Source organism: Nostoc sp. LEGE 06077, from assembly GCF_015207705.1.
Lineage (GTDB): Bacteria > Cyanobacteriota > Cyanobacteriia > Cyanobacteriales > Nostocaceae > Nostoc_B.
In genome coordinates this window covers 1-14,940 of record NZ_JADEWI010000009.1, presented here as the reverse complement: position 1 = coordinate 14,940, position 14,940 = coordinate 1, and the positions used below count along the sequence as shown (strand labels likewise).

At 38.2% G+C, this 14,940-nt stretch carries 15 protein-coding genes; 11 read left to right on the top strand and 4 right to left on the bottom strand.

Annotated features, from left to right (window positions below):
- Positions 1–45: 45 nt before the first annotated feature.
- Positions 46–225 (top strand): photosystem II assembly protein Psb34, encoded by a 180-nt coding sequence (gene psb34, locus IQ244_RS08605; RefSeq protein WP_193892140.1) that lies wholly within the window; start codon positions 46–48, stop codon positions 223–225.
- Between the two features lie 309 nt (positions 226–534).
- Complete coding sequence (locus IQ244_RS08600; protein ID WP_193892137.1) at positions 535–2,733, top strand: tetratricopeptide repeat protein; 2,199 nt, start codon at positions 535–537, stop codon at positions 2,731–2,733.
- Between the two features lie 142 nt (positions 2,734–2,875).
- On the opposite strand, the gene IQ244_RS08595 is transcribed toward IQ244_RS08600, so the two are convergent.
- Together IQ244_RS08595 and IQ244_RS08590 are read right to left on the bottom strand one after the other, a co-directional pair.
- Positions 2,876–4,747 (bottom strand): DUF3137 domain-containing protein, encoded by a 1,872-nt coding sequence (locus tag IQ244_RS08595; RefSeq protein ID WP_193892134.1) that lies wholly within the window; start codon positions 4,745–4,747, stop codon positions 2,876–2,878.
- 38 nt (positions 4,748–4,785) lie between these two features.
- Entirely contained in the window at positions 4,786–5,358 is a 573-nt protein-coding gene (locus IQ244_RS08590) for a LemA family protein (RefSeq protein WP_193892131.1), read from the bottom strand.
- Between the two features lie 288 nt (positions 5,359–5,646).
- Here IQ244_RS08590 and IQ244_RS08585 point away from each other — a divergent pair, with 288 nt between their 5' ends.
- From IQ244_RS08585 to IQ244_RS08555, 7 genes are all read left to right on the top strand, one after another.
- Positions 5,647–6,129 carry a DUF2243 domain-containing protein gene (locus IQ244_RS08585; protein ID WP_193892602.1) on the top strand — a complete coding sequence of 161 codons (483 nt, stop codon included), beginning with the start codon at positions 5,647–5,649 and terminating at the stop codon, positions 6,127–6,129.
- Between the two features lie 8 nt (positions 6,130–6,137).
- Complete coding sequence (locus tag IQ244_RS08580) at positions 6,138–6,746, top strand: DUF4129 domain-containing protein (RefSeq protein ID WP_193892128.1); 609 nt, start codon at positions 6,138–6,140, stop codon at positions 6,744–6,746.
- Positions 6,747–6,765: 19 nt separating this feature from the next.
- Entirely contained in the window at positions 6,766–7,854 is a 1,089-nt protein-coding gene (locus IQ244_RS08575; RefSeq protein ID WP_193892125.1) for a DUF4350 domain-containing protein, read from the top strand.
- A 71-nt stretch (positions 7,855–7,925) separates the two neighbouring features.
- Positions 7,926–8,876: an AAA family ATPase gene (locus tag IQ244_RS08570; RefSeq protein WP_193892122.1), complete on the top strand. Its 951-nt coding sequence runs from the start codon at positions 7,926–7,928 to the stop codon at positions 8,874–8,876.
- Positions 8,877–8,907: 31 nt separating this feature from the next.
- The gene (locus tag IQ244_RS08565) at positions 8,908–9,294 is read left to right on the top strand and encodes a four helix bundle protein (RefSeq protein ID WP_322746041.1); all 387 of its coding nucleotides are present in this window, start codon (positions 8,908–8,910) and stop codon (positions 9,292–9,294) included.
- Positions 9,295–9,341: 47 nt separating this feature from the next.
- On the top strand, positions 9,342–10,661 hold the full coding sequence (locus IQ244_RS08560) for a DUF58 domain-containing protein (protein ID WP_193892119.1): 1,320 nt from the start codon (positions 9,342–9,344) through the stop codon (positions 10,659–10,661).
- Positions 10,662–10,770: 109 nt separating this feature from the next.
- Complete coding sequence (locus IQ244_RS08555) at positions 10,771–11,523, top strand: tetratricopeptide repeat protein (protein ID WP_193892116.1); 753 nt, start codon at positions 10,771–10,773, stop codon at positions 11,521–11,523.
- A 74-nt stretch (positions 11,524–11,597) separates the two neighbouring features.
- On the opposite strand, the gene IQ244_RS08550 is transcribed toward IQ244_RS08555, so the two are convergent.
- Complete coding sequence (locus IQ244_RS08550) at positions 11,598–12,104, bottom strand: DUF6174 domain-containing protein (protein WP_193892113.1); 507 nt, start codon at positions 12,102–12,104, stop codon at positions 11,598–11,600.
- A 92-nt stretch (positions 12,105–12,196) separates the two neighbouring features.
- A complete protein-coding gene (locus tag IQ244_RS08545) occupies positions 12,197–12,352 on the bottom strand; it encodes a hypothetical protein (protein WP_193892109.1) in 156 nt (51 codons plus the stop codon).
- A 286-nt stretch (positions 12,353–12,638) separates the two neighbouring features.
- Between IQ244_RS08545 and IQ244_RS08540 the strand changes: the two genes are divergently transcribed.
- A complete protein-coding gene (locus IQ244_RS08540) occupies positions 12,639–13,388 on the top strand; it encodes an SDR family NAD(P)-dependent oxidoreductase (RefSeq protein WP_193892107.1) in 750 nt (249 codons plus the stop codon).
- Between the two features lie 34 nt (positions 13,389–13,422).
- Positions 13,423–14,643 (top strand): glutathione S-transferase family protein, encoded by a 1,221-nt coding sequence (locus IQ244_RS08535; protein WP_193892105.1) that lies wholly within the window; start codon positions 13,423–13,425, stop codon positions 14,641–14,643.
- Positions 14,644–14,940: the final 297 nt, after the last annotated feature.

The following is a 14,940-nucleotide window of genomic DNA, read 5'->3' as shown; positions in this document are numbered from 1 at the left end:
TGTAACATTAAATAATAATAATGTTCAGAATTAAGGAATTACTTCATGCCCTACACAAATGAAGAAGGTGGCCGTCTTAACAATTTTGCCCAAGAGCCAAAGGTTTATCAAGCAGAACCTCCGACAGCAGAGCAAAAGCGTAACTATATTATCCTTGGTGTCGTCGCCACAGTTTTGGTCGGCGGCTTAATTTTTGTCGCCTTCTCCGTTTCTCAGATCAGTTAAATAACAACTGTTTTTGTTAATAAAATTTAAATTTCTTGTAGTATTACAGGTTTTCGCTGTAAGGGAACCTGTTTTTTATTGGTTATGTCAAAACTCCAAAGTCAGAACATTGATATGTATAGGCAGAAAATTTTGCGTTTCTGCTTGACAATGGCAGTCATAGTTCAATAACGTTCAGTTAAGAACAATAGTAAGTAGAAAAGCCACTTGCGTGGTGATCCAGGCTGTGGGAAGATGACCCCGAACTAGATAGACCTACTTGTACTTTTGATCAGGTGATGTACACTGTTTTTTGGCTGATGAGCCACCATGAGCGTGAATGATTCGGCACACCACGATAATTTTGCTTGGAATCGGCAAGTATATCACCGTTTGAAACTTGCCCTCAGTTTGGGCTTAAGAAGACAACTGTTTTTAGCAGTATGCGACGATTTACAACTGCGAAATCAAGTAGCCGCGCGGTTGCATTCAACTTTGTCTTATCCAGTTGGGCAAGTTTTATATCAGCCCCAAGATGGCCAAGAAACTAGCAGCACTTCAGCTTACCCGCGATTAGTGACTTTGCGGTTGAATTTAAACGAGCCTAATCCAGTAGCGCAAATCAATCAATGGCTGGCTAATTATCCTCCACCAATTGTCGGTGCATCTAAAGACAACCCTGGTAGACCTTTACCAGTACCGACATTTCAAATTGTCGGTGTAGAACAGCTAACAAAGCAACCTGTAGCAGTGCAACGGTTATTTTTACATTATCTGCGCCTCTGTGAAGAAGCTTTTTCTAGCCAAGAATCTAGTGGATTTTTAGAATCGACTGTGCTGTTGTGGATTTCGCGTCCTTGGTTGTCAGCCATTCAGCAGTCAGCCCCCCAGTTTTGGCGTTGGCGTACGGGGATATTTAGCTTTGCGGGAGAACCCACCCCAGCCAAACGCAATGTAAATTATCCCGAACGTGTTGCTAATTCCCGAAATTTAGATTTTGGCAATTTAGATGGGACTAGTGTCAACGAATCAACCATTGAAGCACCAGCCAAAGCTCCATCTCCTACAGGAAATGGTACGCTTCCGGTAGAAACACCCGCCAAGCGGGCTGTTTTAGAAATTCCCCCGCCACCGCCAGGATTTACTAAACAAGAATCTCAATTACCAGAATCTTCGGCTAAACCTAGTGAGACTATTAGCCCTCCATCACTGTCTTCGTTATCGCATATTAGCCAGGAGTTAACAGAGTTAGTCTTAGCAACAATTAATGCCAAGGTTGCTCAAGAAGAAGATGAAAATTGGCAACCACAACCAATTCTCTTAGCAATTGAAGAATTACACATCAAGCAAGCTGCAAAAGAGGATTTGGCAGCAGCCTACCATCAGTTGGGCAACTTATATCGTTTGCGGATTGAACAAGGGCATTCCACCCTAGAAAACTTGATGGTAGCAATTCTGGCTTATCAAGAAGCGATCGCCTACGATGAAACATCACCACAATTACCCGATATTCTCAATGATTTAGGCACATTATATTGGATGTTGTACCGCACACCACCCAACGTTGAGGCGGGGCAAAATTACATTGAACAGGGGATTGAATTTTATCATTTGGCGTTGAAAATGATTTCACCCCAAACTCACCCAGAAACTTATGCGCGGGTGCAGAATAATTTGGGAACAGCATTTGGTGATTTAGCGAGGTTTTCTAACCCTGCGGAAAATTGGCAACAAGCAGTTTTAGCGTATACACAAGCGTTAGCTCATCGTACTGTAGAGATGGACAGCTTAAAATATGCAGCTTGTCAAAATAATTTAGGTACAGCTTACTGGCATTTGGGACAATATAATCAGCCAGTGGTGCATCTGAAAAAAGCGATCGCTGCATATAACCAAGCGATCGCGCATTACAATGCCGACCAAGAACCCCTCAAATATGGGATGATTCAAAATAATATCGGCACTGCTTACTGGAATTTAGCCCAATACGAACAACCAGCCGACAATCTTCAGCAAGCTATTGATGTTTACTGCGAAGCTTTAAAATATCGCACCGCCGCCAATGTTCCCAGTGCTTGCGCCGCCACCCAAAATAATTTAGCTACAGCTTACTGGCATTTAGCAAATCTGCCGCAAACCACCAAAGAACGCAAGCAAAAGTTACTCAAATTATCAATTATTGCTTATGAAGAGGCCATTGCTTTGGCACATTCTCTCAATGGGATAGCTTTAAGTTTTGATTTGTTCGCTGCTCATAATAACTTAGGATTAGCCCATTATCAGCTAGTTACAGATAGTTCTTTTAATGGCGATAAACCCACGCGATCGCACCACTTAGAAATATCATTAGATCAGCATTTGCAAGCTTTAAATGGATTAAGCAAACAACCAGAAGCTTATCAAACAACCTTTGCTTATATAGTCAAAACAATCCGCGCCTTCCATAACGAATTAGGCATTCATGGACAAAATCTAGCTTTATCAAAAGTTCCTGGTCAATTGTTACCAGAAATTTTAGCAAAATTGTAAAAAAATTCTCACCTCTAAGTCATTTTTATTTAACCTATATTGCAATACTGTTCAGATAAGCTTTTTTGTCTTTTACTGTTCCCTGTTCCCTTATCTCCACAAGAAAACTTTCCTAACTGAACCGTATTAACCTATATTGCTATTAATCTTTTCCCCAAATATGTCTGTTGAGGTTCAAATCGTCAACAACATCAAGCATGAGATGTAGATTTTCAAAATATTCTCTCATTGGAGCGAAGCTTAACATTTTGTGAAAAAGTTTCGGCTCAAAAATATCATCTGCATACTCAATGGCTATGTAGATCATATTTTCAACAAATGACACGTAAATATTTTTTCTAGCTTTTTTTCTAAATTGAACTAATTTGGTCATTAAATTTGTAGACAAAACATATCTTGCTTCAACTTGATTGTCTCCATAAACAGTAAAAAACTGATTGAATTCTGGGTCTTCTAGTTTAACTAAATTTTCTTTATTCTGGTTCAAAGCATGAATATTTGCATTTAATAAATTTGGTAAAACTATAGTCTTACCACTAATCTTTTTATTAAAGTCTGCTTGAAAAAATAATCCTTTAAATACTGTTCTTCTCGAAACCTCATTTCTCATGATTTCTTCTTCAAAATGTCTATAACTGATTTGTTTACCTCGTAAAATTCTAATAGTTAAATACGGAATGCTTTTAACAAGCTTGATGACCAATAATATAGAATACAGTGGCAGTAAAAATCCAAAAATAATTCTAATAACAAAGGGAGGTACCATCATTGAACCTAACATTTTTAAATGTTGAGAAAAAGTTAGATATTTTATCCAATGATGCTTTAATTCTACTTCTGTACAAATTTCTGAAAAGAAAATAGGTGTTTTATTAACTTTTCCAAAAATACATTCTTGTTGCTGTATTCTATTTGGTTTTAATAATGTAGGAAAAATTTGGCTACGAATGAAAGCAGACAGAGTATATTCATTATCTACTTCTGAGGCGTAATTAGAATAACTAAGATTTTTATTGGTATTAATAAAATAAAAAATCTTTTGAATAATTTTTTGTTTAAACCCATGAGTATAAGTTTCTATCGCAGAAGTATAAAAAGCAATCCAGCCCCATAAACAAGCTAAAAACCCCAATAAAAAGAAAAATATCAGAAAATAAGGTAAGGGAAGTTTATTCACAAAACAAAAAATCAGATATTCTAAGGGAAAAAACTTGATTAACAAGGAAAATATTATAAATATAACAACACTAACAACCGAGACTGAGATTATAGTTTGTTTTCTAATTGCTTCAATTTCTTTTAAATCATCTAATAAGTTATTTTGACAAAAGTTTTTAAAATCATTTAAACTTCTCCTTGTCATTTTGACTTCTGCTTCTATCGTTTGAGAGGGAGGTTGAGAAGTTGATTCTGAAGCAGCAACATTCACTGGGGATAAAGTTGAGAGAAATTGTCGCGCCCAAATTTGTGTGACTTCTTGATCACTATTAGTCAGATGTTGACAAAGTGCGATCGCATTATCTAATTGATCATTTCCCTTATAGGCTTTAACTAGCCACATCTGCGCTTGATAATAATCCTTGAATCCTGCATCAGTTCCTTGACAGAATTCCTCTAGAACTTGAACAGCTTCACCATAACGGCGACATTTTAGCGATTTACTTCCAGTAGCGATTAATTCCGCTGCTTGTTCTGCTGTGAGGAATATTTGATTAGTAGCTACTGGTGAAGACTCAGCAGGTAAAGATTGGAGAATTCGCTGCGCCCAAGCCTGAATTTGATGATTGTTACTTTCTGCGAGTTGTTGACAGCATAAACGGGCTTCTTGGTGTTTTCCACTCAAGTGATATGCTTTGACTAAAGCTGCTTGTGCTTCAAAAAATTCCTTAGATTTATTATCAGCATTTGTTTCGTATCTTTGACAAAAATCTTCTAATGAACTGATTGCATCTGCGTAATGTTTTTGCTTGAGAAATTCTAGCCCTGATTGGAATATTTCTAAATCAGTGTGCATGAAATGTTCCTATAAAGTTTTATAAATCAAACTATGGTTTATTGATTCCAGAGATTTCTGACATTCACACTTTGTTTTTCTTGTAGAGATGCTTGGAATTGTACTTTTAACTGATAGTTCATCCACGATGCAAACAAGTTAGTGGGAAACATTTCCACAACATTGTTGTATTCAGTGACAGCACTGTTATAAAATCTCCGGGCTGCGGAAATTTGTTCTTCAATTTCTGTCAGTGAATACTGTAACTGGATAAAATGCTCGTTGGTTTTGAGTTCTGGATATGCTTCTACTGCAACTATGATATTGTCTAAACTTCTAGATATTTGGTCTTCAATCGCAACTCTTGTACTTTCACTTACACGTTCTGAGATTACTTTTGTTCTGAGTTTGACAATTTCTGTTAAAGTTTTCTGCTCAAATTGCATATATTTTTCAGCAACCGCCACAAGATTAGGTATCAAATCCCATCTTTTTTGCAGTAAAACATCAATTGTAGAGAAGGCGTAGTCAACCTGATTTTTACTTTTAATTAGCCTATTATAGAGGCTGGCAAATATCAACGTAATTATCAGCCAGAAAGTAAACAGTACTAAAGCTGGTGAAATAGACATATTGGTAAATTCAAATATATCAATAGTGTTTAACTCAGCCAATTTAAATTTTAGTATTATTTAATGCGGAATAATAACAGTATTTTTAGGTAATAAGTTTTGGAAAATATTGAGTTAGTCAGTATAAATAATGAAATATTCTTATATTTCTTATATATTTATGATGCTTTTTTCTCATTTCTATTATCAATAGTAAAAAAGCTGAAATTACAGGTAATACCAAAAGATAGAAGATATCCCTGAGATAAAAACTTATTGTGATAACGAAACTTATCTTTGAGGTTAATCATTGTGGCTAAAAGTGAAATTGCACTTCAACAAAGACCGCTAATTGTAGCGGGAATTATTTTAGGACTGGGGTTAAGTGGTTTTATTGACGGAATTTTACTGCACCAAATTTTGCAATGGCATCACATGGTCAGTAGTGTTAAACCGTTGATTAACGACTCCAATATAGATTTAAACATGGTTTGGGATGGCTTATTTCATGCCTTAGACTTTGGATTAACTGTCACAGGAATCATCTTATTGTGGCGTGCTGGAGGACGCAATGATGTTGATTGGTCATCATCAACCTTTTTTGGGTCTATACTCATCGGAGCAGGATTATTTGATGTAGTTGAAGGTATAATTGACCACCAAATTCTCGGTATCCATCATGTGAAGTCAGGGACAAATCAGTTAGCTTGGGATTTGGGATTTCTCGCATTTGGGGCGTTACTTGTCCTACTTGGCTGGATAATGCTACAAAAGAGCAAAAAAAGTTACTAGCTTTGTTTATGCCTACTGATACCTTTGAAAAAACTAGCTGGAGTTGGGAAGTGTCTCAATTCCAGCAACAAATCGGCGAATGGATAGAATACCAATTTGAGCGCTTTCAAAATTCTTTACCAAGTTTATCTCCAGGATGGAAGATTAGTCCTTGGCTGAGTAGTTTGCTGACGTTTTTGTTTTGGCTGATACTTGCGGTGTTTGTGGCTTTCGTGCTTTGGCGCTTGTGGTTAGAATTTAGCCCTTATATATATTCTTGGTTATCTGGGGGAAAAACGTCCTTGGATGCTGCGGCGATAAATCGCGCCAATGATTTATCTGTAGCACTGTTGCTAGAGCGATCGCAACAATTTTACCGTCAGGGTAATTATCGTGAAGCTTGTCGTTGTCTTTACTTGGCAATCTTACAACACTTGCATGATACTAAGCTGGTTCCTCACAAATTTAGCCGCACCGACGGCGAATATTTGCAGTTGCTACGTTCAACTGTCACCCCAGTCCAACCTTACGAAACCTTGATTACTACCCACGAACAATTATGTTTTGGCAATGCTGAGATTTTGCCAGAAAATTATCAACAATGTCAGCAAGCTTACCAAGAAATTATTAATCCATGAGAAACTCAGCACTTAATTTATGAAACGTTCAAACCGTATTGCTTGGATAGGAGCGATCGCACTTGGTGTCATAATTTTACTTAGTTTATTCTCGGCTCCTAACACTAAAATTTACTCTGGTTCTACTTATAGTCGGGCGGCTGATGGCTATGGCGCTTGGTATGCTTATATGCAGCAGCAAGGTGTAACTATTCAGCGTTGGCAAAAACCTCTAGATGATTTCAAACCAGACAAAACTCCAGTCACTCTGCTACGGGTGAGTAGTTCCCCCAGAGAAGCTTATTTATTATTTGATGAACAGGAATGGTTAGAAAAAGGCAATGATTTGATAATTTTAGGTGTCAAAACACCAGTGACTGAAGCTAATTTTCATTCTCTGCAACAATCAAATTTCGGTGATATAAAAATTGCCACAAAAAGACGTAATATCAAAGTAGAAAAGCAGCTAGTTTCTTTAGGCGATCGCTTTGGTGCTGTAGTTTGGCAAGAAAAGCGGGATCAAGGCAAAGTAATATTTTCTACAACTCCTTATTTAGCTGCTAATGCTTATCAAGATAATTTAAGTAACTTCCAATATCTCGCCAGCTTAGTTAACCAAAAAGGCAACAAATTATTTGTAGACGAATATATTCACGGTTATAAAGATACTGATGTCAGTCAAAGTGAAGGCGAAGGCGATTTATTGAGTTATTTTGCTAAAACACCGCTGTTACCTGCACTAGTTCAACTAGGAATTTTACTATTAGTCTTAATTTGGGCAAACAATCAACGCTTTGGTAAACCAATAGTCTTAGAAACACCAGTTATAGACAATAGCCAAGCATATATCCAAGCACTGGCGGGAGTTTTAGAAAAAGCCGAATCCAGCAACTTTGTTATAGAAATGGTGGGTAAAGAAGAACAAAGACAACTGCAAAAAGCTTTAGGATTAGGCACAACACTGCTAGAACACCAAACACTACTGCAAGTTTGGCAAGAAAAAACAGGTACAAATCCAGCCGAACTGGACGCAGTATTAAAATTATCTACCCGAAAACAGCGCATAAGTGAACGAGAACTGTTAAGCTGGTTGGCAAAATGGCGAACCCTGAAGGAAATACCTAAGTAATTTCCTATTTTGCGCCAACTTTGATAGCAAAAGCTGTACTTTTATGCTTGAGTATTTTATTCATAAAAATTATGAGTCAAAACCATTCTGTATTTATTGCACTTGATCAGAAACTTAATCAAATTATTGTCGGACAATCTAGCCTCATCCAACAATTGCTAGTAGCCTTATTAGCAGGTGGACACGTAATTTTAGAAGGTGTACCTGGCACAGGTAAAACACTTTTAGTCAAAGTATTAGCGCAGTTAATACAAGGTGATTTTCGCCGGATTCAACTAACACCAGATGTTTTACCTTCTGATATTACAGGAACGAATATTTTTGACTTAAATAGTCGCAATTTTACCTTAAAAAAAGGGCCAGTTTTTACCGAAGTGCTACTAGCAGATGAAATTAACCGCACTCCTCCAAAAACCCAAGCGGCGCTGTTAGAAGCAATGGAAGAAATGCAGGTTACTTTGGATGGTGACAGTTTACCTCTACCGGATTTATTTTGGGTAATTGCTACACAAAACCCCTTAGAATTTGAAGGGACTTATCCTTTACCAGAAGCCCAGTTAGATAGATTTTTATTCAAACTATTAGTAGATTATCCCGACCAAGCCGCAGAAAAACAAATGTTACTCAATCGTCAAGCAGGATTTGCAGCACGACGGATAGATATTAGTAGTTTAAAACCAGTCGCCACCGTTGCCGAAATTTTACAAGCACGCCAAGAAGTTAAACAAGTGCAAGTATCTGAAAAGATTATCGATTATCTCTTAGCTTTAGTGAGAGCTTCGCGCCAATTTCCTGATTTAGCTTTGGGTGCGTCACCCCGTGCGGCTGGTGCTTGGTTGCAAACATCACAATCAGTCGCTTGGTTAGCTGGAAGAGATTTTGTCACACCAGATGATGTTAAAACTGTAGCTTCGCCTTTGTTGCGTCATCGTTTACTACTTAAACCAGAAGCCATGCTAGACGGTTTACAAATTGATGCGATTATTGCGTCCGTAATTAATCAAGTTCAAGTCCCAAGGTGAAGTATGAAGTGTGAAGTGTGAAGTATGAAGTGTGAAAGAAGAAAAAGTTATGAAAGAGGAAAAACAAGTTTCTTGGGATATTCGAGAACGGTCATTTGAATATGCGTTACGAGCAATTAAGTTATATCAATTTTTGCAAGAGGGTAAAGACCAAGCAGGCTGGATTATTGGTAAGCAATATCTTAGATCAGCAACTTCTATAGGGGCTAACTTGGAAGAAGCAAAATCAGGAGAAAGTAAAGCGGATTTTATTCATAAATACAGTATTGCTCAAAAAGAAGCTAGGGAAAGTTTATATTGGCTACGGATTTTAAACAAATCAGAAATGGTTCCATCTCAACGTCTACTACCCCTACTAAACGAAACTGAAGAAATAATTGCTATCATTACAACTATCATTGTTAAAGTAAAAAAATAGACTTACTTAATTTCATACTTCATACTTTACACTTCATACTTCAATCAATGGTTCCTGCAAGAAGAGTTTATTTCTTATTAGGATTAGGAATTGCGATCGCACCCATCCTCTCCCTATTTCTCCCCATTCCCGTTAGTATCGCCATCACGTTATTATGCGATGCGATCGTTCTCGGATTGATGATTGTCGATGGTTTGCGAGTCCGTCCTTTGCGGGTGCGAGTTAAGCGCGAATTACCGCAACGCTTATCGATTGGGCGAGATAATCCGGTAATGCTGGCGGTTACAGCAGCCAAGACGGACGCAATTATTCAACTTCGTGATTACTATCCCGCAGAATTTGGCGTATCTACACCGACACTCAGCGCCACTATCCCCGCTAACACTACCCAAGAATTAACCTACACTGTCAACCCAACACAACGCGGCGAATTTCCTTGGGGAAATATTCAAGTGCGACAGTTAGGAAGTTGGGGGTTAGCTTGGCATAATTGGCAAATACCGCAAAGTGTTTCAGTCAAAGTTTATCCTGATTTAATCGGGTTGCGATCGCTCTCTATTCGCCTCACCTTACAATCATCAGGTTCTATTCGCCAATCTCGCCGGATGGGTATCGGTACAGAGTTTGCAGAACTGCGGAACTATCACACTGGCGATGATTTACGGTTTATTGATTGGAAAGCTACCGCCCGAAGAACTAGTGGTAATACACCGCCTTTGGTCAGGGTGTTAGAACCAGAACAAGAGCAAACCTTGATTATTTTATTAGACCGCGGTCGGTTGATGACAGCACAAGTCAAAGGCTTACAGCGATTTGATTGGGGTTTAAATGCTACTTTATCATTAGCTTTAGCCGGGTTACATCGGGGCGATCGCGTCGGGGTGGGTGTATTTGACCGCCAAATGCACACATGGGTTTCTCCAGAACGCGGTCAATCTCATCTGGGTAAGTTAATTGATTCTTTGACTCCCATTCAACCAGTTTTACTCGAATCTGATTATTTAGGCGCTGTTACCAATGTAGTACAAAGGCAAACTCGCCGCGCGTTGGTGGTACTAATCACCGATTTAGTTGATGTCACCGCTTCGACTGAATTATTAGCGTCTCTCTCACGATTAGCACCCCGTTATCTACCATTCTGCGTCACTCTGCGAGATCCCCAAGTTGATCATCTAGCGCATACATTTACTCAAGAAGTTACAGCAACCTATAGTCGTGCTGTGGCTTTAGATTTATTAGCACAACGCCAAGTAGCCTTTGCTCAATTAAAACAAAAAGGTGTTTTGGTACTCGATGCGCCAGCTAATCAAATTACTGACCAGTTAGTGGAACGATATCTGCAATTAAAAGCACGGAATCAATTATGAGTCGTCAATATTGATTTTTTTCAGTTATTTTGGGGGAGTAATCAATTATAATCAGTATTTAAAAATACTCCTCAAAACATTCACTACTCTGTCAATCTAAGTAAAAGTAATGAGTAAATACTATATCAGGATATTTTCTATAGCTTCGATTATCACAGGCATTATATTTTTAACTAGTCAAATATTGTTGAGTACCAATAACAAGGTTAGAACAGAGGCGAAGAATCAATCAAGCCTAGACATAACAGCAAACTTACAACCTAAAAATATACAAGAATCAGCCGATTCATTATCTCAAAAAAATCAGTTGCTACGACAATTAACGACATTACAACAAGATTTAAAAAAATATCAAGAAAATGGTGATATCGAGCAAGAAATAAGAACACTAAATAATATTGTTATTACTTACACTGAGTTAAGTGAATATCCTAAAGCACTCGAATATTTACAATTAGCTCAAACAAAACTCAATCAGTCAAATTTGTCGCCAGACAAAAAATCTTTTATTGAACCTGAACTATTAATTGCTCTAGGAACTATTTATGCTGATCAGGGTAATTATGCTCAAGTTTTAGAAATTACCAGAAAAATAGCCGAAATCCAAAATAGTCGCATAGGCTCGCTTGGCTCTGGAATTGGTGATGTACAGCGTACACCACAAAAAAAACCAGTGCAACCAGATATCAGGAAAGATGCCTATAGTCTTTATCTCATTGCTACCACACAGCAAAAACGTGGCAAAATTCGTGAAGCATTACGCACAGCCGAAGAAGTATTAAAAATGTTGAGAACAGTGGAAGAAAAAGAGGGAGAAAAAGAAGTTACTAAATTTATTAATACCTTACGTCAGCAGCTATAAGAAAAATAGGCTCTTCCCTAGATATGATGCTAAAGTTTAAAATCAAATTAAGGATTTGCCTATTTAATTATTAATTAAAGTGCTTGAAAATTCTCGATTGTCAAGAACAATTCCTCATCAGCTTGTTGAAAGCTGTAGTCGATGCTAATTTGGGTGGGATAACCAAGCTTGCGATTATACTGTACATCAATTCTGTCTGCTTTGCGGGCGATCGCATCGGCAATCACATTAAATAATTTGGGAATTGTTTTATACCTTTCAAAAAATTCTGGGTTGCTAACTGGCTCACCTGTAGTTGTAGTGATAGATGTTGCAATTCCATTTTTCACAGTAATAATTACAGGCCCTCTAGCTGCTGGCGCACAGAAGCAACTGTTACTAAGTGTATAACGGTAATTACGAATATTTTGCTGATTCCATAAACGGCGAGATTTGATCAAATTAGCTACAGGTTTTTGTGCTATCTCTACAGCCGATTGAGATATAGCTGGTGTATTTAAACTTAAAGGCATTAATAATCCTGCGCTAATCACCAAAGGCCAGCGCAGTTGTCTCCACTGAATATTTATATTGTTCAACATTGGATAAACCTCCAAGTGTATTTGCGGTTACATTGCTTTATAAAACACTTAGAAATTTATGGCTTAATAGTTAACTTGTCAAGTTACCTAGGCTACATATTTACTGGCTTTTTCGATACATCCCAAATATCTTGCTTTATTTGCTCTTTTTCAACTAAGAACTGAATTTTTATTGGTAATTTTAACGATGGTCGCACAGACCATAATTCTTCATCTAATAATTCTCTTTCTAAAGTAATATAAATCATTAATTTCTCCTGAATAAGTTTTAAATAACTAATTATTTAATAAGATTTATTCTTCAGCTTTTTGATAGATTAACTTGCAGCAAATTTAGATAAAACATTAAATAAACACTACTTATATTTAGAATAAAATAGCTTTTTAAATTTAATTTACGATAAATCGATAGACAAACCGTATATTATGTAGATAATATCTCATAGACTGTTAAAAAAATCAAGTCATTAGCAATGCAATGAAGCAATTTATTGATGAGTAATGTAGTTGAGAAATGTTCATTGGGATAAATATATGGCAGGTAAATTAGAAGGAAAAGTAGCAATTATTACTGGGGCTTCTGCGGGGATAGGTAAAGCAACTGCGATCGCCCTAGCCGCAGAAGGAGCGCAAGTAGTGATTGCTGCAAGGCGTTCTGAGCGATTAGATACAGTAGTGCAAAAGATTACGGAGAATGGTGGCAAAGCATTACCGATAGTTACAGATGTTACCGATGAAGCCCAAGTCAAAAATTTGGTAGATAAAGCGATCGCTGCCTGGGGAAGAGTTGATATCTTAGTCAACAATGCCGGGATTGCTGTTGTTGGCGAGATTGACGGCGGTAACACAGCAAGTTGGCTGCGAATGATTGATGTCAACGTTTTGGGTGTGCTGTATGCAACACACGCCGTTTTGCCAATTTTGAAAACGCAAAATTCTGGACATATCGTCAATATCTCCTCTGTGGCTGGACGCACAGCTAGAGCCGGGATTGGGATCTACAACGCCACCAAATGGGGTGTCAATGGTTTTTCGGAAGCATTACGTCAAGAAGTTTACCAACACAACATCCGCGTCACCATCATCGAACCCGGTTTAGTGGATACAGAAATCAACGACTTGATTGACGACCCCATCGCCAAGCAACGTAGTGAAGAACGACGTAAAACCGTCACCCCACTAGAAAGCGAAGATATAGCCGCAGCTATTGTCTATGCAGTCACTCAACCGCCACGGGTGAATGTCAATGAAATTCTCATCCGTCCCACACAACAGGGATGGTAATCAATTCCGCAACATTATTGGAAATTACAAAAATATGACCACTCCAACTACAGCATCTACCTGGGAACAGTTATTTGAAATTGCCCAAAAACACACCCCAGCGCGGCGGGTACGGCGACCAGGACAGTCTCCTTCAACTGCACCTATTCCTAGCAGTCTGGATAAACTACCACCAGAAACCACACCACCCGTATTGCTTTACCGCGATACGAATTCCTGGTGTCCTTTTTGTGAAAGAGTGTGGTTTGCTTTAGAAGAAAAACAAATTCCCTTTGAAACAGAGTTTATTGACTTAAGCAATAAACCCAAATGGTATACGGATTTAGTTCCCACAACCCTTGTCCCAGCCGCCAAAATTGCAGGTGAGTTAGTCTACGAATCTAAAGATATTCTCTTAGCTTTAGAAGCCAGATTTCCTAGTCCTTCCCTACTTCCTGAAAACCCAGAAGAAAACGCTGTAGCTAGACAGTGGGTGGAAGATGCAGAGACTAATGGTTTTCGCAATCTTGCTTATAAATTCTTACGAGAAACTCCAACAGATGCGGATGAGTTAGCTAATTTACAAGCTACCTTTGAAGCGAAATTAGAAGAACTTGAGCAAACTTTAGGCAAATATCCAGGCCCCTACTTTTTATCAACCTTTAGCCTAGTTGATATTATGTATAGCCCCCATCTAGATAGACTAGCGGCGAATTTACCTGTGTATCGGGGCTATCAAATCAAAGGAAATCCCCGCTTCCCACGGATTAATGCTTGGTTTGCAGCGTTAAATCAACGTCCTGCTTATCAGCGGGTGAGATCAGATGACACCACCAATAATTTACTCTTGCGGCGAAGATTTGGTATTGAACCAACTGGAAACGCTTTACCTTTGGATGTAGCAGATATTACCGCTATTCAATATCGCGCCGAAGCAGCAGAAAGACTCAGTGATAACCATGAAGTTGCGATCGCAGATATTATCAAAAATTCTGGTGTGCAAGCACTCGCCGTAGATGGTGATATTACCACAGTCAAAGAATCAGTAGACTTGCATTTAAGACTGTTGGCAGAATACCTGATTCATGGAGATAGCGCACCCTTACCAGGAGGAAGAACTGGGGGCAAAAATAGTATAGAAACCACAATATCAGCAGTTGGTGCGATCGCTCTTGCCTATGTAAGAAATCGCGTTTGTGCGCCTCGTGATATGAGTGCAGGTGCAGCCACCGCATTCCGCGCCGCAGCAGATAAAGTTTTGGCCTCTCTGTATTAAATTCATAAAAATGGGAAGTAGTAATTTCTACTTCCCAAATAACCGTAACCGCAAATTTTATAAATTACTCTGAAAAAAACTTGATTGTGGCGTTGTATCTAGAGCAGCCATTCAGTAGTCAAAAACCTATATCTGTCATGGCGTTTAACTCCTCTCTCCGCGTCGGTTACCCCTCTTCTGTCACTTTCCGAAATAAGCAAGTAGTAAATAAATGAAATTATCCAGAAGAGAAAAAAGGTTTAAATTGGTTCATTGTAAAAATTAGGTGATTAAATCCAAGCAATAAATCGGAATTGG